This window comes from Alteromonas sp. ABD4_190 (genome assembly GCF_056160105.1).
The window spans coordinates 2,074,972-2,093,906 of sequence record NZ_JBSWWN010000001.1 but is presented as its reverse complement, the minus strand read 5'-3'; the positions used below and the strand labels follow the sequence as shown (position 1 = coordinate 2,093,906).

At 44.8% G+C, this 18,935-nt stretch carries 13 protein-coding genes and 4 rRNA genes; 11 read left to right on the top strand and 6 right to left on the bottom strand.

The window, feature by feature from the left end:
* Position 1: 1 nt before the first annotated feature.
* The 5 genes from ACXAFM_RS09215 (at position 2) to ACXAFM_RS09195 (ending at position 3,567) form a co-directional block, all read left to right on the top strand.
* Complete coding sequence (locus tag ACXAFM_RS09215) at positions 2-478, top strand: DUF494 family protein (protein ID WP_474828864.1); 477 nt, start codon at positions 2-4, stop codon at positions 476-478.
* An 84-nt stretch (positions 479-562) separates the two neighbouring features.
* Entirely contained in the window at positions 563-1,105 is a 543-nt protein-coding gene (locus tag ACXAFM_RS09210) for a DNA topoisomerase family protein (RefSeq protein ID WP_474828862.1), read from the top strand.
* A gap of 33 nt (positions 1,106-1,138) precedes the next feature.
* The gene (gene tsaC, locus ACXAFM_RS09205; RefSeq protein ID WP_474828860.1) at positions 1,139-1,744 is read left to right on the top strand and encodes an L-threonylcarbamoyladenylate synthase type 1 TsaC; all 606 of its coding nucleotides are present in this window, start codon (positions 1,139-1,141) and stop codon (positions 1,742-1,744) included.
* Complete coding sequence (hemF, locus tag ACXAFM_RS09200) at positions 1,741-2,673, top strand: oxygen-dependent coproporphyrinogen oxidase (RefSeq protein ID WP_474828858.1); 933 nt, start codon at positions 1,741-1,743, stop codon at positions 2,671-2,673. Before tsaC ends, hemF begins: the two co-directional genes overlap by 4 nt.
* A gap of 213 nt (positions 2,674-2,886) precedes the next feature.
* A complete protein-coding gene (locus tag ACXAFM_RS09195) occupies positions 2,887-3,567 on the top strand; it encodes an OmpW family outer membrane protein (protein ID WP_474828857.1) in 681 nt (226 codons plus the stop codon).
* Between the two features lie 115 nt (positions 3,568-3,682).
* Here the strand turns inward: ACXAFM_RS09195 and ACXAFM_RS09190 are convergent, their stop codons facing one another.
* A complete protein-coding gene (locus ACXAFM_RS09190; protein ID WP_474828855.1) occupies positions 3,683-4,114 on the bottom strand; it encodes a group II truncated hemoglobin in 432 nt (143 codons plus the stop codon).
* Here ACXAFM_RS09190 and aroE point away from each other — a divergent pair.
* A complete protein-coding gene (aroE, locus tag ACXAFM_RS09185) occupies positions 4,113-4,952 on the top strand; it encodes a shikimate dehydrogenase (protein ID WP_474828853.1) in 840 nt (279 codons plus the stop codon). The two genes, ACXAFM_RS09190 and aroE, sit on opposite strands and share 2 nt — an antisense overlap.
* Here the strand turns inward: aroE and ACXAFM_RS09180 are convergent.
* Entirely contained in the window at positions 4,949-5,491 is a 543-nt protein-coding gene (locus ACXAFM_RS09180; protein ID WP_474828851.1) for a gamma carbonic anhydrase family protein, read from the bottom strand. The genes aroE and ACXAFM_RS09180 overlap by 4 nt on opposite strands.
* A 344-nt stretch (positions 5,492-5,835) precedes the next feature.
* On the opposite strand from ACXAFM_RS09180, the gene ACXAFM_RS09175 reads away from it, so the two are divergent.
* From ACXAFM_RS09175 to rrf (ACXAFM_RS09155), 5 genes are all read left to right on the top strand, one after another.
* Complete coding sequence (locus tag ACXAFM_RS09175) at positions 5,836-6,663, top strand: UDP-N-acetylglucosamine 2-epimerase (RefSeq protein ID WP_474828849.1); 828 nt, start codon at positions 5,836-5,838, stop codon at positions 6,661-6,663.
* A 383-nt stretch (positions 6,664-7,046) separates the two neighbouring features.
* Positions 7,047-8,579: ribosomal RNA gene (locus tag ACXAFM_RS09170) — 16S ribosomal RNA — on the top strand.
* A 329-nt stretch (positions 8,580-8,908) separates the two neighbouring features.
* Positions 8,909-11,784, top strand: a 23S ribosomal RNA gene (locus tag ACXAFM_RS09165).
* 135 nt (positions 11,785-11,919) lie between these two features.
* Positions 11,920-12,035, top strand: a 5S ribosomal RNA gene (gene rrf / locus ACXAFM_RS09160).
* 139 nt (positions 12,036-12,174) lie between these two features.
* A 5S ribosomal RNA gene (gene rrf, locus ACXAFM_RS09155) occupies positions 12,175-12,289 on the top strand.
* The 16S, 23S and 5S rRNA genes sit together here, the layout of an rRNA operon.
* A 393-nt stretch (positions 12,290-12,682) precedes the next feature.
* Here the strand turns inward: rrf (ACXAFM_RS09155) and ACXAFM_RS09150 are convergent.
* The 4 genes from ACXAFM_RS09150 to ACXAFM_RS09135 all read right to left on the bottom strand — a co-directional run bounded on the left by ACXAFM_RS09150 (position 12,683) and on the right by ACXAFM_RS09135 (position 18,934).
* Positions 12,683-13,213 (bottom strand): acyloxyacyl hydrolase, encoded by a 531-nt coding sequence (locus ACXAFM_RS09150; protein ID WP_474828847.1) that lies wholly within the window; start codon positions 13,211-13,213, stop codon positions 12,683-12,685.
* A gap of 165 nt (positions 13,214-13,378) precedes the next feature.
* Entirely contained in the window at positions 13,379-14,170 is a 792-nt protein-coding gene (locus ACXAFM_RS09145; RefSeq protein ID WP_474828845.1) for a hypothetical protein, read from the bottom strand.
* A gap of 142 nt (positions 14,171-14,312) precedes the next feature.
* Positions 14,313-17,402, bottom strand: coding sequence for an error-prone DNA polymerase (locus ACXAFM_RS09140; protein ID WP_474834320.1), 3,090 nt, complete (start codon positions 17,400-17,402; stop codon positions 14,313-14,315).
* A gap of 35 nt (positions 17,403-17,437) precedes the next feature.
* Positions 17,438-18,934, bottom strand: coding sequence for a Y-family DNA polymerase (locus ACXAFM_RS09135; RefSeq protein WP_474834318.1), 1,497 nt, complete (start codon positions 18,932-18,934; stop codon positions 17,438-17,440).
* Between the last annotated feature and the right edge of the window lies 1 nt (position 18,935).

The window sequence follows — 18,935 nt, the reverse complement described above, 5'->3', positions numbered from 1 at the left end:
TATGTTCGATATCCTCATGTATCTGTTTGAAAACTTCATTCACAGTGAAACGGAAATTCGTGTTGATCAAGACGAATTAACGGAAGAACTTGTGCGTGCAGGTTTCCATCACGATGAGATTTATAAAGCCCTCGCTTGGTTAGAGAAGCTAGCGGCTCTTCAAGAAACGGATATCAAGCCGTACTTGTGTAAAGGGATTAGCACTAGCTTAAGCCGTATCTACACCCACGAAGAACAGATGCGTTTAGATGTGGAATGTCGTGGTTTTCTTATGTTCTTAGAACAGGTTAATGTACTAGATGCGTCTACACGTGAAATGGTGATAGATCGGGTAATGGAAATCGATTCCAATGAATTCTGTTTAGAAGACCTCAAGTGGGTTGTGCTAATGGTACTATTCAACGTACCTGGCAAAGAGAAAGCCTACGAACAAATGGAAGATCTTTTGTTCGAAGAGCCAGATGGCGTGCTGCATTAGTGTAGTCGTAGTCACCGATACTTAAATCTTTACTTACAAAATGCGCTGTGAATCACAGCGCGTTAAGGCCTTAACGTCTAATACATGTCTAAAATAGACCACTCACTTTTTTCAGCGCACGAGCATGCTCTCGATGATAATTTCGGAGATTGCCCCGAGTGCGGTAAACCTCTTCATATAAAGAACAGTAAATCCGGCCCTTTTATCGGGTGTGCGGGCTATCCGGAATGTAGCTTTAGTAAGCCACTTCACGATAAACAAACCACCATACTGAAAACCTTAGACGGTGTAGCCTGCCCTGAATGCGCATCCGACTTAGCCATAAAGAAAGGGCGGTTTGGCATGTTTATCGGCTGTACAAATTTTCCTTCATGCCATCACATAGAGCCCATTAAAGAAAAAGAAGATACTTTGGTGGATTGTCCAAAGTGTAAGAAAGGGCATCTAATCTCGCGTACTAACAAATACGGCAAACAGTTTTTTGCGTGCAACCATTATCCACAATGTCGATATGTGCTAAATTTCACGCCGGTTAATGAAAGCTGCCCAGACTGCGGTTGGGGAGTATTGATAGACAAAAAGGGGCAGTTACAGTGTCCTCAGCCGGCTTGCGGCTATAAAAAGTAATTATACGAAGAACTATACGTAGAGATTAAAACCATGTCTGATATCCAAAATGGGAACGTAAACACGTTTACCCCCGTTGAGGCTAATTCGTCTGAAGTAGACCCTGTTGTTGCCGCTTTTGAAGCGGGAAGTTTAATCGTTTATCCAACCGAAGCGGTAATGGGCATTGGATGTGACCCGGACAACGAAGCAGCGGTAAATGCGTTGTTAGAGATAAAACAACGACCGGTAGAAAAGGGCGTTATTTTAATAGCTGCCAATTACAGTCAGCTATTGCCCTATGTCAACGACAACGCCATACGACCACACCGACGCACCGATATTTTCTCTAGCTGGCCAGGCCCTAATACTTGGCTATTACCTAAGTCGTCATCGGCGCCGGTTTGGTTAACCGGCAAGCATAATAAAATAGCTGTGCGTGTAACTAATCATCCAGTAGTACTAGAGCTGTGCAACAAGTTAGGTAAACCGTTAGTTTCTACAAGCGCTAACTTAACCGGTCAACCGCCAGCCATCACCACTGAAGAAGCAAAAGCCGTATTCGCTGATTCCGTCTTCTACGTTGACGGTGCAGTAGGCGGTGCAACTAAACCCAGTACCATTCGCGATGGTGACACAGCAGAGGTAATAAGAGCATGACGTCAGCAGAATTACTGGACGGTAAAAATGCCGCTGAAGTAATCGAACAAGTAAAAAGCTATCTACTAGGGCTGCAGGACACCATTTGCCAAACCCTCGAGCTCGCCGACGGGAAAGGTCAGTTTGTCGAAGACAGTTGGCAGCGTGAAGAAGGGGGAGGTGGTCGCTCTCGAGTCTTAAAAAACGGTGCGGTGATTGAGCAGGGCGGCGTTAACTTTTCTCACGTGTTTGGCAGTCAAATGCCTGCATCAGCAACGGCAAATCGTCCTGAGCTTGCGGGAAGAAACTTTCAGGCAATGGGCGTATCACTTGTTATTCACCCACATAACCCGTATATCCCAACGTCACACGCTAATGTTCGCTTTTTTATTGCGGAAAAAGAAGGTGAAGCACCTATCTGGTGGTTTGGCGGTGGTTTTGACTTAACGCCGTTTTATCCGTTCAAAGATGATGTTGTGCACTGGCATGATACTGCAAAGAAATTATGTAAGCCGTTTGGCGATAATGTATACCCTAAGTATAAAAAGTGGTGTGACGACTATTTTTATTTAAAACATCGAAACGAAACTCGCGGCGTGGGAGGGTTGTTCTTTGACGACCTGAACGAACTGGGCTTTGAACAGTCATTTGCATTTATGCAGGCGGTAGGCAATGGTTTCATCGATGCTTACGTTCCTATTGTTGAACGCCGTAAGCAAACCGACTTTGGTGAAAGAGAGCGTGATTTCCAACTTTATCGCCGAGGTCGCTACGTCGAATTCAATCTAGTATTCGACCGCGGTACCCTGTTTGGATTACAAACCGGAGGGCGCACAGAGTCTATTTTAATGTCGATGCCGCCCTTAGCCCGCTGGGAGTATTGCTATACGCCGGCACCGGGTAGCGCTGAAGCTAAGTTAACTGACTGGTTAAAGCCTACTGACTGGTGAATTTAACGCAGTAAGGTCGCTTCTACTGTTTTAACTAAAGTCATCAATTACAAAACACGCCGTGTGAAATGAACATACGGCGTGTTTTGATCTGAATCAAGTCCGAATATCATCTTTGTTTCAGTGAGTTATCAAGCTTGCGCTGGATCAATGTTTCTCTTAACCAAGGGCGTAAAGTAGCGTCATCTTAGTTAAACACAAAAGAGACACATCATGCGCAAACACTTTTTATCTGCATCTGCACTTTGCCTTACACTTGCTGCACTTTCACCTTTAGCTAACGCTCATCAACAGGGCGACTGGATTGTTCGTGGCGGTCTTACTACCGTTGCTCCTGACGAATCGACTTCTAACATCGTAGCGGGTGGAACTGATCTTGGCGTGGCCCTTAATATCGATAACGATACTCAACTAGGTTTAAATGTAGCGTACTTTATTACCGATAATATTAATATCGAGCTGCTTGCCGCAACGCCCTTTAAGCACGACGTGAACTTTTCTGTGGCAGACCCTCTAGGCACAGGGAATCAGCTTGGTGAAGTTACACACCTTCCACCTACGCTTACCGCAAACTACTATTTTAATGATGCCAGCTCTGCATTTCAGCCGTACATTGGTGCAGGTATCAACTACACCTTTATCTTTGATGAAGGGTTTACAGGTGCGAATGAAACAGCTGGCTTAAGCGACCTATCGCTTGATAATTCATTTGGCTTATCAGCACAGGTGGGAATGGATTACCAAATAGATACCAAATGGCACATCAATGCATCGGTTCGATTTATTGATATTGATACAGAAGCCACCTTTAAAGTAGGTGATGCTGCTGGAAAGGTGAGTGATATTGAAATAGATCCTTGGGTATATACGATATCGGTAGGTTACACCTTCTAAAGCCTAAACCTAACAGTTGAAGCTTTCACAATTGCACTACTTTATACGCCAACAAGAGCGTAGACAGTAACAGGGGACTTGCGCGTTAAAAGGTTAATCTTTTCAACGCGCTTTTTTATTTTGTATTCACCATGTGATTGGCAAGTTGATCGAGTGCATCAAGTAACTGTTGAGCTAAGGCGATATCTTCAACCGTTTTAAACATGGCTTTTCGCATACAATACATCCACTGGGCCTTTAACTCTGGTGTTACGGTGTAGGGAAGGTGGCGTGCACGTAGACGCGGGTGGCCAAATTGCTGCTGATAATCATCAGGACCACCCAGCCATAAGCTTAAATATAAAAAGAATACATGGCGAATTCTGTCTAATGGCTGAGGGTGAATAGCAAGTAGTTCATTGGCTAATGGGTCGGTCTCCATAATGTCGTAAAACGTATTTGCTAATTCCCGTACTTTCTCCTCTCCACCTATACGCTCATATGGTGTACTCTGCGAAGCACGACTATCGCTTTTCTTCTTTATATTAAATAAGTCTCGTATTCCCATGAAAAAATTCGCTGTATTCGGAAATCCTATTGCACAGAGTTTATCACCAACTATTCATCAAATGTTTGCAGATCAAGTTGGAGAAAAGATTTCTTATGAAAAGATACTTGCGCCTGAAGATGGTTTTGTTGAAGCTGCTAAAGCGTTTTTAGCTCAAGAAGGTGCTGTAGGCTGCAATGTTACCATGCCTTTTAAGCTTGATGCCTTTAACTTAGCAAAGGTAGATGACCAAGCAGCTAAAGATGCACAAGCTGTTAATACTCTAATGAATGGTGACAGCGGTGAACTGCTGGGGTTCAACACAGATGGTGTGGGGTTGGTAAATGATTTACTTAATAGTGGAGTGGAAATTAAGGGCAAACGCGTGTTGCTTATCGGTGCCGGCGGCGCAGCCCGAGGCGTTATTTCTCCGTTGTTAAAAGCGGGTGCTGCTTCACTGACTATTGCGAACAGAACCAAAGCAAAAGCTGAAGAAGTCGCAAGCGCCACGTCTAACGCTAAAGTGCAGGTGGTGTCCCTTGAAGATATCGCAACGATAGCACCTCATATTATTATCAATTCAACAGCCGCTAGTTTAAGTAATGAGTTGCCGTGTAGTTTGAACGATGGTGTTTTAGAACACTGTGAAGTGGTTTACGACATGGTTTATAAAAATTCACCTACGCGCTTTATGAGAGATGCGGCCGAACTAGGTGTCAGTACGCAAATAGATGGGTTAGGGATGCTGGTTGAGCAAGCGGCAGAAGCTTTCTATATATGGACACAAAAGCGCCCCGATACCTCGGACATTGTGAAACAGGTTAGAGATATTGTTGAGCAAAGTGAGAAGCGAAACTAGTTCGCTTCTTCAAGGTACTCATTTTTCAATACAACATAGTTAACGGCAGACTGTTTTAGAAATGCCAATTCAGCGTCGTTGAGTGGCCTTTTCTTTTGCATGGGGTTTCCAACGTAAAGAAATCCGCTTTCTAATCTTTTGTTTGGAGGTACTAATGTACCTGCGCCAATGAACACATCGTCTTCAACAACAACGCCATCCATTACAATAGCGCCCATACCGACCAGAATACGATTACCCAATTGGCAGCCATGCAGCATACACTTATGCCCAACGGTAACGTCCTCACCAATAATAAGTGGGAAGCCGTTGGGGTTTTTCTCAGATTTACGGGTAACGTGTAAAACACTGCCATCTTGAACATTAGAACGGGCACCAATACGAATTTTGTTCACGTCACCGCGTGCAGCAACCAGCGGCCAAATACTCGCATCATCTTCTAAAACTACATCACCGACGATTCTTGCCGAGTCATCAACATAGACTTTCTCTCCTAATGTAGGAGAAACACCTTTAAAACTATCAATCGATTTATACATTACACACTCATATAAACTATGCAGAAAGTGAATTACGCAAACTTTAACAGCAATATAGATGAGTTGGTACTGATAGGGTGGTTACAGAGCCTACCTGTAATGCTTTAAGCAACAGGTAACTATCCTTACATTGCAACACGCGAAGAGGAGGGTAGTAAATCACAAGGAGAAAAATGATAATGTAGCTTGCTAATAGAATTTATCGAGACGTTGTAATGCCCTAGCGCTATGTATTTTTCACTGCCCTTTCCTATGCGTATCCTATTTATAGACCACTACAAGAGGCCATTAGGGCTAGAGGTGACGAAGTAGCGTGGTTTTTGGAAGGAAAATGTCCCGATCTTTTGAAGCCTGATGAAATTCGTCTTCACACTATTAATGATGTTGTTGAATACAACCCCTTAGCCATATTTGCGTGTGGAAATATCATCTATCACTTCTCTATTCGTGGGTGGTTTGATATGTACTGTACTCAGGGGCCAAGTAGCACAGAGTATTTCAAGCAGCTTGAGGTAAAACATCAGTTTTTTAAAGTGTACCAAACAGGTTTGGCTAAAGTGGATGACTACTTTTCTTCACATAAGAAGGAAAACGATGTTCCCACTATTCTCTACGCCACCACTTTTTCTAAAGGCATTACCTCTGCTCCTATACTTGTCGACACAATAAGTAAGTTAGTGAAAGAAAAGAAATGGAATTGGCGTTTAACATTTCATCCTAAACTCAACGATCAAGCACTATTAAATAGATACCGTGCTTTGGCAGATGAAAATAGTAACGTTACCTTTGTCGATAATGTGCGTCTTGAAGACTTTCAGCAATCAGATGTCATGTTGTGTGACAGCAGCTCTATAATTTTAGAGTTTATGATGATGAACAAACCTGTTGTCACTTATCGCAATACAAACCCTGGACAACATTTACTTAATGTCACAGAAGTAAGCGAAGTAGAAAACGTCATCGAAACTGCGTTGACGCGACCAGCATCATTAATGAAAGAGGTTAATGACTTAGCCCATTATCATGAAGCCTATAGAGATGGACGTAATTGCGAACGTATTTTAGATGCAGTCGATGACTTTAATAGTAACTATAAAGGTAAGATAAAAGCTAAGCCGCTTAACCTGTGGCGCAAGTTCAGGTTAAGGAATAAGCTAAAATACTGGAAGTAGTTGGTATTTTGAGCGTTCAAAGCCAATATGACACTTTTTTTAAAATAAGTGTTGACGTGAGCGCTCATTTCCCTAAAATGCGCATCCGCTTCGGGGGAAAAGCAAAACAGCAACCCTTCTGAAGTAAGTCTCTACTACCTTTATAGGCCAGTAAAGACGGGAGTTTAGAAGAAGCGCTTTCGAAAATAAATTTTCAAAAAGTGTTGACACTGAAAACTTCCAGCGTATAATGCGCACCTCACTCGAACAGGGTGAGTCACTAAGAAGCAACGGCTTCTAGTGAATTGCGACGAAGTCGCAACGTTCTTTAAAAATTTAGACAAGACAATCTGTGTGGGCACTCGTTAAGAGTGTCACAACGACGATTCATATTTCGATATATTTAATTGAAGAGTTTGATCATGGCTCAGATTGAACGCTGGCGGCAGGCCTAACACATGCAAGTCGAACGGTAACATTTCTAGCTTGCTAGAAGATGACGAGTGGCGGACGGGTGAGTAATGCTTGGGAACTTGCCTTTGCGAGGGGGATAACAGTTGGAAACGACTGCTAATACCGCATAATGTCTACGGACCAAACGGGGCTTCGGCTCCGGCGCAAAGAGAGGCCCAAGTGAGATTAGCTAGTTGGTAAGGTAAAGGCTTACCAAGGCGACGATCTCTAGCTGTTCTGAGAGGAAGATCAGCCACACTGGGACTGAGACACGGCCCAGACTCCTACGGGAGGCAGCAGTGGGGAATATTGCACAATGGGGGAAACCCTGATGCAGCCATGCCGCGTGTGTGAAGAAGGCCTTCGGGTTGTAAAGCACTTTCAGTTGTGAGGAAAAGTTAGTAGTTAATACCTGCTAGCCGTGACGTTAACAACAGAAGAAGCACCGGCTAACTCCGTGCCAGCAGCCGCGGTAATACGGAGGGTGCGAGCGTTAATCGGAATTACTGGGCGTAAAGCGCACGCAGGCGGTTTGTTAAGCTAGATGTGAAAGCCCCGGGCTCAACCTGGGATGGTCATTTAGAACTGGCAGACTAGAGTCTTGGAGAGGGGAGTGGAATTCCAGGTGTAGCGGTGAAATGCGTAGATATCTGGAGGAACATCAGTGGCGAAGGCGACTCCCTGGCCAAAGACTGACGCTCATGTGCGAAAGTGTGGGTAGCGAACAGGATTAGATACCCTGGTAGTCCACACCGTAAACGCTGTCTACTAGCTGTTTGTGACTTTAAGTCGTGAGTAGCGAAGCTAACGCGCTAAGTAGACCGCCTGGGGAGTACGGCCGCAAGGTTAAAACTCAAATGAATTGACGGGGGCCCGCACAAGCGGTGGAGCATGTGGTTTAATTCGATGCAACGCGAAGAACCTTACCTACACTTGACATGCAGAGAACTTTCTAGAGATAGATTGGTGCCTTCGGGAACTCTGACACAGGTGCTGCATGGCTGTCGTCAGCTCGTGTCGTGAGATGTTGGGTTAAGTCCCGCAACGAGCGCAACCCTTGTCCTTAGTTGCCAGCCTTAAGTTGGGCACTCTAAGGAGACTGCCGGTGACAAACCGGAGGAAGGTGGGGACGACGTCAAGTCATCATGGCCCTTACGTGTAGGGCTACACACGTGCTACAATGGCATTTACAGAGGGAAGCGAGACAGTGATGTGGAGCGGACCCCTTAAAGAATGTCGTAGTCCGGATTGGAGTCTGCAACTCGACTCCATGAAGTCGGAATCGCTAGTAATCGCAGGTCAGAATACTGCGGTGAATACGTTCCCGGGCCTTGTACACACCGCCCGTCACACCATGGGAGTGGGATGCAAAAGAAGTAGTTAGTCTAACCTTCGGGAGGACGATTACCACTTTGTGTTTCATGACTGGGGTGAAGTCGTAACAAGGTAACCCTAGGGGAACCTGGGGTTGGATCACCTCCTTACCATTACGTCGATAGACGCACTTGATGCAGTGCCTACACAGATTGTTTTGTTTATATTTAAAGATGACTTAAATAAAAGCCCTTAGCTTTGATTTAAGATCAAACCTAAGTGTTTTGAATTAAGCACTATGTTCTTTAACAATTTGGAAAGCTGATATTAATAGTAATCAATCAAAATTGAGTAACTGAGAAATCGAAAGATGACTTTTTACTCTACTTGACTGAATTGCTTGTTATCAATTTATTGATAGCAAGGCAATTCTTCCGATTAGCTTGTCATGCATACGACATAACTTAGACAGAAGTCAAAAGGCTGTTTGGGGTTGTATGGTTAAGTGACGAAGCGTATACGGTGGATGCCTTGGCAGTTAGAGGCGATGAAGGACGTGTAAGTCTGCGAAAAGCTGTGGTGAGCCGACAAAATGCATTTGAGCCACAGATGTCCGAATGGGGAAACCCACCTGTTTACAGGTATCGTTACATGAATACATAGTGTAACGAGGCGAACGAGGGGAACTGAAACATCTAAGTACCCTTAGGAAAAGAAATCAATTGAGATTCCCCTAGTAGCGGCGAGCGAACGGGGAACAGCCCTTAAGCTGTATTGAATGTAGTGGAATCCTTTGGGAAGAGGAGCGATACAAGGTGATAGCCCTGTACACGACGCAATCTTTACAGTGAAATCGAGTAGGTCGGGACACGTGTTATCTTGACTGAATATGGGGGGACCATCCTCCAAGGCTAAATACTCCTAACTGACCGATAGTGAACCAGTACCGTGAGGGAAAGGCGAAAAGAACCCCTGTGAGGGGAGTGAAATAGAACCTGAAACCGTATACGTACAAGCAGTGGGAGCCCTTCGGGGTGACTGCGTACCTTTTGTATAATGGGTCAGCGACTTATATTTAGTAGCAAGGTTAAGCGAATAGCGGAGCCGTAGCGAAAGCGAGTGTTAACTGCGCGTTTAGTTGCTAGGTATAGACCCGAAACCCGGTGATCTAGCCATGAGCAGGTTGAAGGTTGAGTAACATCAACTGGAGGACCGAACCCACTAACGTTGAAAAGTTAGGGGATGACTTGTGGCTGGGGGTGAAAGGCCAATCAAACCGGGAGATAGCTGGTTCTCCCCGAAATCTATTTAGGTAGAGCCTCGGACGAATTCCATTGGGGGTAGAGCACTGTTAAGGCTAGGGGGTCATCCCGACTTACCAACCCTTTGCAAACTCCGAATACCAATGAGAACTATCCGGGAGACACACGGCGGGTGCTAACGTCCGTCGTGGAGAGGGAAACAACCCAGACCGCCAGCTAAGGTCCCAAAATATTGCTAAGTGGGAAACGATGTGGGAAGGCATAGACAGCTAGGAGGTTGGCTTAGAAGCAGCCACCCTTTAAAGAAAGCGTAATAGCTCACTAGTCGAGTCGGCCTGCGCGGAAGATGTAACGGGGCTAAGCAATATACCGAAGCTGCGGCAGCATGTTTACATGCTGGGTAGGGGAGCGTTGTGTAAGTGGATGAAGGTGAGTTGTAAAGCTTGCTGGACATATCACAAGTGCGAATGCTGACATGAGTAACGATAATGGGAGTGAAAAACTCCCACGCCGGAAGACCAAGGTTTCCTGTCCCATGCTAATCAGGGCAGGGTAAGTCGGCCCCTAAGGCGAGGCAGAAATGCGTAGTCGATGGGAAACGGGTTAATATTCCCGTACTTATATAATCAGTGATGGAGGGACGGAGAAGGCTAGGCAAGCTTGGCGTTGGTTGTCCAAGTGAAAGTGCGTAGGCTGAAGACTTAGGTAAATCCGGGTTTTCAAGGCCGAGACACGAGACGAGCTCCCAAGGGAGTGAAGTTGTTGATGCCCTGCTTCCAGGAAAAGCTTCTAAACTTATGATTATATGAACCGTACCCCAAACCGACACAGGTGGTCAGGTAGAGAATACTAAGGCGCTTGAGAGAACTCGGGTGAAGGAACTCGGCAAAATTGTACCGTAACTTCGGGAGAAGGTACGCCTCTGTTTGTGAACACCTCGCGTGGTAAGCAAATGGAGGCCGCAGTGACCAGGTGGCTGGGACTGTTTATTAAAAACACAGCACTCTGCAAACTCGTAAGAGGACGTATAGGGTGTGACACCTGCCCGGTGCCGGAAGGTTAATTGATGGGGTTAGTTTTCGGACGAAGCTCTTGATCGAAGCCCCGGTAAACGGCGGCCGTAACTATAACGGTCCTAAGGTAGCGAAATTCCTTGTCGGGTAAGTTCCGACCTGCACGAATGGTGTAACCATGGCCACGCTGTCTCCACCCGAGACTCAGTGAAATTGAAATCGCAGTGAAGATGCTGTGTACCCGCACCTAGACGGAAAGACCCCGTGAACCTTTACTACAGCTTGGCACTGAACATTGAACCTACATGTGTAGGATAGGTGGGAGGCTTTGAAGCACAGTCGCTAGATTGTGTGGAGCCGTCCTTGAAATACCACCCTTGTATGTTTGATGTTCTAACATTGGCCCCTAATCGGGGTTGTGGACAGTGTCTGGTGGGTAGTTTGACTGGGGCGGTCTCCTCCCAAATAGTAACGGAGGAGCACGAAGGTTAGCTAATCACGGTCGGACATCGTGAGGTTAGTGCAATGGCATAAGCTAGCTTAACTGCGAGACAGACACGTCGAGCAGGTACGAAAGTAGGTCATAGTGATCCGGTGGTTCTGTATGGAAGGGCCATCGCTCAACGGATAAAAGGTACTCCGGGGATAACAGGCTGATACCGCCCAAGAGTTCATATCGACGGCGGTGTTTGGCACCTCGATGTCGGCTCATCACATCCTGGGGCTGAAGTCGGTCCCAAGGGTATGGCTGTTCGCCATTTAAAGTGGTACGCGAGCTGGGTTTAGAACGTCGTGAGACAGTTCGGTCCCTATCTGGTGTGGGCGTTGGATGATTGATGGGAGCTGCTCCTAGTACGAGAGGACCGGAGTGGACGAACCGCTGGTGTTCGGGTTGTGATGCCAATCGCATTGCCCGGTAGCTATGTTCGGAACGGATAACCGCTGAAAGCATCTAAGCGGGAAGCCGGCCCAAAGATGAGTCATCCCTGAACTTTAAGTTCTGGAAGGGTTGTTATAGACGATGACGTTGATAGGCAGGGTGTGGAAGCGTTGTAAGGCGTTAAGCTAACCTGTACTAATTGCCCGAGAGGCTTAACCATACAACGCCCAAAAAGCTTTAGGCTTTTGCGTGTTGTAGACAAGCTAAGCTCTGAAAAATGAGCAGAAAGTAGAGTGAAAAGTAGTTACTCACTGATTGAATTAATATTATCTTTCCCAAATTGTTACCAGTTTTTCCTGGCAGCCATAGCGATACGGTACCACCTGACTCCATTCCGAACTCAGAAGTGAAACGTATTAGCGCCGATGGTAGTGTGGGGCTTCCCCATGTGAGAGTAGGACACTGCCAGGTCCCATTAAGAAGAACCCGCCTAACGGCGGGTTTTTTGCTTTATATAGAAGCTACAGCATTTTATATGCGAGCTCACAGAATTTAGTGAAGTTGAGAGTTCTCAGCTTTACGCAGTAAACGCTACTGCAAACCAGTTTTTCCTGGCAGCCATAGCGATACGGTACCACCTGACCCATTCCGAACTCAGAAGTGAAACGTATTAGCGCCGATGGTAGTGTGGGGTTTCCCCATGTGAGAGTAGGACACTGCCAGGTCCCATTAAGAAAAACCCGCCTAACGGCGGGTTTTTTGCGTCTGGAAGAAACAAAAAAATGGGGTCAGAGTACATTAATCCCCAATCTTCCCCCTTTAAAACATCAAAAAGGGGTCAGAGTACATTAATACTTCTAATACTCCTCGAAATCAAAACAGCCCTTGACCCAATGATTGCGGAATGAAAATGTACTCTGACCCCAAAGTTTTTCCATCCCATTTTATGGGCAGCCTGAAGCCTCTATTTCCTTATCATAAAGAGGCCGAGGGACAAGTCAGCTTGAATATAGAATAATGGGGTCAGTGTACTTTTTTGAATAAATGATCTTAACAGTGTAACAACACAGCCTAGCGTCGTTATTTGCAGTGCAAAAATGTACTCTGACCCCATTTCTTTAAAAGTGGTAGGCGTAGGATAGGTTTAGGAAGTCTAATCCGGGGTTGTTGTTGTTAAAGCCGCCGTTTGAAAAGTGCATGTAACGCAGAGCAACGTGTTGTTTTTTATCGATCTCTACAAACACACCTAATCTGTCTTCAAATTGGTAGTTAGATCCAATATCTTTACCAGCCACTTTTTGATCGCCAATGTAGCTTGCGCCAATACCTGCTTCTATATATACAGGATACTTGTCATATAGTGTGGTTACCTGTTTCATAAAAACAGGAGTCAGTGATGCGCCATAACTTGTACTGTGCGTATCGTTCTCGCCATATTCCCAAACAACCGCGCTCACTTCCCAGTAAAGCTTTATGTCGCCAAACCAATCTGTCGCTAATGTTTGTTCAAGTGGTCTGTATGCGAAGCGCATACCGTCGATATCATCAAATCCGTGCATATAGTCTACACTGACAGTTTGCCTTGCCTGCGCGCTATTAGCGGTAAAAATGATTAAAAAAGAAAATAAAAGTAGTGATAACTGTTTCATGATTGCTCCTTGATCTGATGATCAACAAGCAAAAAATTATCCAATCAAAAAAAAGCCGCTATTTCAGTCGGATAGGGCTCTAGAATTAGTGGGGCTTTAGTTTTAGAAAGTCTACTTTACTGACATTATTGAAGTTTTTACAAGGGTTTCCATAGCGCGTTTTTATTATTTCCAAACCTCTTCAATTTCCAATCCTTGTTCGTTAAGAAGCTGCTGAGACAATTTCTCAATCGGGGTTATTCCGTATTTTGTTTTTATGCTATCAATTAATTCTGGATTTGAGGATATGAACTTATTAAGTTCATTAATAATGTCTTGATGATAAAGCGTAGACAGGGAAAAAGGAATTTCATTATGTGGAAGTGTCAAATCTAAAGTAAATGCGTCTTGCTCATATGATAGAGGAGCAGATCGCTGGCTAACGAAATACTCTAAATCTAACCCGTCTACACGTTCTTGGTACAAAAGCGCCAAGCCTTGTTGAATATCCGTAACCCAAGTTATTTGGGTACGTTGAGTGTCTATTCTTTCTTGCCAATTTACCGGTGTGAAGCCTAACGGCATGGCGAGGTTTTTTATTTTTTCGATGCCTTTCCCAGCGTTCTGTCGTTTTACAATTGTCCCCGTTACTGCGCTGGTTAATGGGAGGGAAAAGTACTTGTCATTTGAAGTGGTAATGCTGTTATACCAGCCTCTATTATCAGGGTATACAAAGTCAACATTACCTTTAACTAACTCGAGTTGAAGCCGTCTTATAGGCAAGCTTAAATACACAAACTCGTGTCCCGAAGCTTCAGAAAAAGCTTCTAAAATTGACCAGGCAACCCCTTTATCTGTTGATGATGCAAAATCGTAATGGGGGAAATAAGCTAAGTTTTGTGCGCCAATCACATATTTATCTGCATAAATATTAAGGCTAAACAAACAGCCAATGAAAAGCCCAATACATCGCATCATTCTAAACTCCAAAATGACTACAGCAATTTACAATATACAAATAAATTATCTTTGAAGCATTTCCTTGAGAGGAAGTTTTTTAATACAAAAATAAATCGCGTATCTATACACCATAATTTATCGTTTTGCGGGTGTAAAATACTCAGTGAAAATCTCTTGAACTTAATGACAGCTTTTCGAGCCACGGCGTCCGATCAATAAGCTTACCTGCGATGATATGAATAACTCCCTCTTTGGAGCGTTCAATAATACCATTTACCTGTAATAGTTTAGCTTTTAAAAATGTTTGTTGTTGAGCACGAGCGGTAGCTTGCCATACCACAACATTTATATTGCCTATATCATCTTCTAAGGTCAGAAAGGTGACGCCTGCGGCAGTGCCTGGGGCCTGTCGACCAGTTACTGCCCCAAGTACTTTAATTACAGACTTATTTTTTTTGTCTTTAAGTGAATTTGACCAGCTTATGTCTTTAAGCTCATGTTGCTGCCTAAGCAATGAAATAGGATGGTTATTTACAGACAAGCCTGTCGAGGCATAATCTTCAAGTAAGTTTTCTGCTTCAGAGGGTTTAGCGTCAAGGGTTGCGGCACTTTTATCTGCATAAAAATCATCGGTATCAAATAGCGGTAAACGCGTTTGTGTATCCATAATTCGCCAGCGGGTTTCGTACCGGTTCCCTGAAATAGTACGAAGTGCATCTGCGCTGGCAAGTGCCTCTAGTTCATTACTTTTTATCGATAGCTGCTGTAACTGTTCAACGTTGGTGTAGCCTTCATCTGAACGGTTTTGAACAATAATCTGAAACGACGCTTCACTTAAACCCTTAATAAGCTTAAGACCAAGCTGAATGTACTTTTCTTGGCCTTTTACAACCAAAGTGTGCTCTGCGTTTGACTGGTTCACGCAGGGCGCCTCTACCCGTATATGATGACGCTTAGCATCTTGAACTAACTGAGAAGGAGAATAAAACCCCATGGGCCAGCTATTTAACAGCGCCACGTAAAATTCGGCGGGGAAGTAAAACTTCAGCCAGCAAGACACATAAGCTAATACTGCAAAAGATGCCGAATGAGATTCAGGAAAGCCGTAACCTGCAAAGCCTTTTATTTGTTCAAATAAGTTGTGGGCGAACGTACTGTCATAGCCTTTATCCGTCATCCCCTTAATAAGCTTGTCTCTGAACTCAAAAATTCTACCGTCTTTTTTCCAGCTCGCCATTGCGCGACGCAGTTGGTCGGCTTCTCCGCCACTAAAGCCTGCTGCAACCATGGCAAGCTGAATCACTTGCTCTTGAAAGATAGGCACGCCCATAGTGCGAGACAGAACTTTCTCCACATCTTTAGATGGGTAGCTAATGGTTTCGTTACCGTGTCGGCGTATCAAATAAGGGTGAACCATATCACCCTGAATTGGACCTGGCCGTACAATGGCTATTTGTACGACCAAATCGTAATAACGGCGGGGCTTTAACCTTGGCAGCATAGACATCTGAGCCCGTGATTCTATTTGAAAAACGCCTACGGTATCGGCACGACAAATCATATCGAAAACTTGTTTGTCATCTCCAAGCTTAGTAATAAATGGAATACTGGTTTCAACCGGATATTGCTTGTTGATAAGAGAAAATGCACGACGAATAGCGCTTAACATCCCAAGCGCGAGTACATCCACTTTTAATAGACCTAAGGTTTCAATGTCGTCCTTATCCCACTGAATAATAGTGCGGTCTTCCATCGCGGCGTTTTCAACAGGAACGAGATCGTAGAGCGGCCCTGCGCTAATAACAAAACCGCCTACATGCTGCGATAAATGTCGGGGCGTACCCAGTAAAGCTTCGGTAAGGGTAATTAACTGCTGTACTCTAGGCTCCTCAGGGTTTAACCCAAGCCCCGCTAGCTGAGACTTCCACGGAATAACACTGTCTCGGCGATTGATTTGTTTAACTACAAAATCAAGTTGTGACTCGCTAAAACCAAGTGCTTTACCTACATCTTTAAACGCTGATTTAAAGCGGTAGCAAATAACGGTAGCCGCGATAGCGGTTCTTTCTCTGCCGTATTTTTGATAAATATATTGAATAATCTCTTCACGGCGCTGATGCTCGAAATCCACATCAATATCGGGCGGCTCGTTACGTTCTTTAGATATGAAACGCTCGAACAGTACGCTTATTTGCCTTGGATCTACAGCCGTTATCTCTAGGCAATAGCACACTACAGAGTTAGCTGCCGACCCTCGTCCTTGGTACAAAATACGCTGCTGCTTAGCAAATTGAACAATGTCGTAAATGGTTAAAAAGAAATACTCGTATTCTTGTTCGGCAATAAGTGTTAGTTCTTTTTCTATAATTTGGCGAATTTCAGAGGTTATACCTTCAGGAAAGCGTACTTTAATACCGGCTTCTACGCGCTCCCGTAAATACGATGTGGGTGTATAGCCCTGTGGCACCAGTTCCGAAGGATAGTGATAGCGCAACTCTTCTAAAGAAAACGTGAATACCTGGGCTAGGGCATTGGTATTGGCTATCCATTTCTCAGGGTAAAGCTTCTTAGTTTTTTGTACGGTTCGCAGACTACGTTCTGCGTTACTCAATGCTTCCCGGCCTATATTATCTACACTGGTATGCTGTTGTGTAGCATGTAAAACATGTTGAAGCGGTAGCCTGTCAGCGTGATGCATGAGTACACCTGTACAGGCAATAACCGGAAAGGAGTAGGCAGACTGTAAATGGTTGTAGTGCGCAAACCTCTGATGATCCTGCCCGTCTAATAGGCGCTGAGCGCCAATATAGGCATCAATACTAGGGTGTTTTTGCAGCCATTCAGCCCAATGCTTGTCGTGGGCTTCTTTGCCGCTTGGTAACCAAATGAATTTGCAATGGCGAATGGTACGCAAGTCCCACTCAGCTAGTTGATATTCACCTTTCTCAGAGCGACGCCTGGCGTTAGTTATAATTCGGCACAGTTCACTGTAGGCTGGTTTGTTCGGGCACAGCAGTACAAAAGATAAAGTGTCATCGAATACAAAGTAACTGCCAACGATAAGCTTAATAGGCAGACCCTGATGCTTAATTTCATCGAAAGCCCGTACGACTCCCGCTACTGAGCACTCATCTGTAATGGCAAGCGCGTCATAGCCAAGAAAAGACGCCGTTGTGACAAGTTCTGCAGGAGAGGAGGCTCCGCAAAGAAAGCTATAATTACTTTGGCAAAAGAGTTCGCTGTATTTCATGGTTTCGCCTTTCCCTCTTCTTTAACCGCATGTGGCTAACAAAAAAGGCCCTGTACCCACCAGCGGCTCTCTTCATCTTTAAATACTAAAAGCCTTACACATTGCTCAGTCTGGGCGATGAAATAATCTCGCTTTGTTGGGTTGTCATGCCACCACTCGCTGTGTAACCGCACGGGGCCAAAGCAAATTTGGGTCGCCTGAGTAAGTGGCTTAGGTGTATCAAAGGTAAAGGTGGGCGTAATGTCACTGCTATAAGCGTAATTATCGGTGCAGCTACCGGCGCTCGATTCAGTCACCGTCATGTATTCAAACTGATGACTGTCAGCAGCGCGAGGTTGAAACGTACTGTTATCGCCTAGCTTTGCATTTAAGCGCCCAATCAATTGTTTCTGTGCAACGTCATTAAATCTATCGCTAAAAAAGTCGCCATTCTGCGAATCTATTTCTTCAAACTGCCGACAGGTAAGCGCAATCGCTGTGGCAGGCTCAGGTAACTCCAAGTTCTCGGTTTTAAGGCTAAACAGTGGTAGCCAACTATGCACCGAAGACTGAGGCATTGCAGAGCGAATATTAATATCCAATACAGGTGCTTCTCTGAAATGAATATGCACGCTTATGCTTGATGTATATAAGTTCCTGGCCCGTAAATAGTGAGACAAATGCTCAAACTGCTGTGTGACAAAAGGTGTTAGGTGCTGCGTGTTTTCAATAGCAAAAGGCAATAAAGTAAAGTTATCAAAATGCTCTAAAGGCCTAAATAGCGTAACGCGGGGAAAAGTTTCTCCTCTGAGCGCAGTAAGGTACATAATGGTGTTATTGTCGAAGCGCCGCCCCAGCTCTTGTACCGGCATGGCCAAGAGTTGCTGTACACGGGTAACACCTACCCTTGCTAAGGCCTCAACGACTTTAGATGACAAAGCAGTAATAGAAAGCGGGCATGTACTTAGCGCTTTTTTTATATCATCTGGCGCATGCATATAGGTATTGTGTTGATGAAGGGCTAATACCCTTGCAGCCTCAATCGTCCATGCACTAGCAAAATGATAGCGAATATCTGCCTCTGCGAGTGCTTGAGTTAGGGTTTTCCACAGCGGCTTATGCCCGCCATAATAATGAATTAGGTTATCTAGCCTTACTGCCAGGCCATTTACGCCATTCGAATGAATGTGGCTGTCTAGTACGATGTCAGAAGCAAGAGGGTACAGCCTATGGGCTAGCTGCGTCAGCATATGCTTTTCGGCTTCTTCACTGAAAGGCAGAATATGCACGCAGGGGCACAGCGCCGCGGCTTGGGCAAGTCCATGGCCAATTTCAATGCCTTCTTTTTTCGCAATATCATTACACTGCGTAATTTTGTTTGTTTTACTGCAATACACAGCAATAGGTGTATTCGACGGTAATGAAGAAGAACTTCCGTTAGATTCGTCTCTAGGTTCGTTTCCAGGCCCTTTCCTGTGCGCACGTTTAGTTTTAGCCGCTTTTATGTGGCTGTCTAAAGTAAGTTGATAGCAGTAAATATAAGCCCACAACATT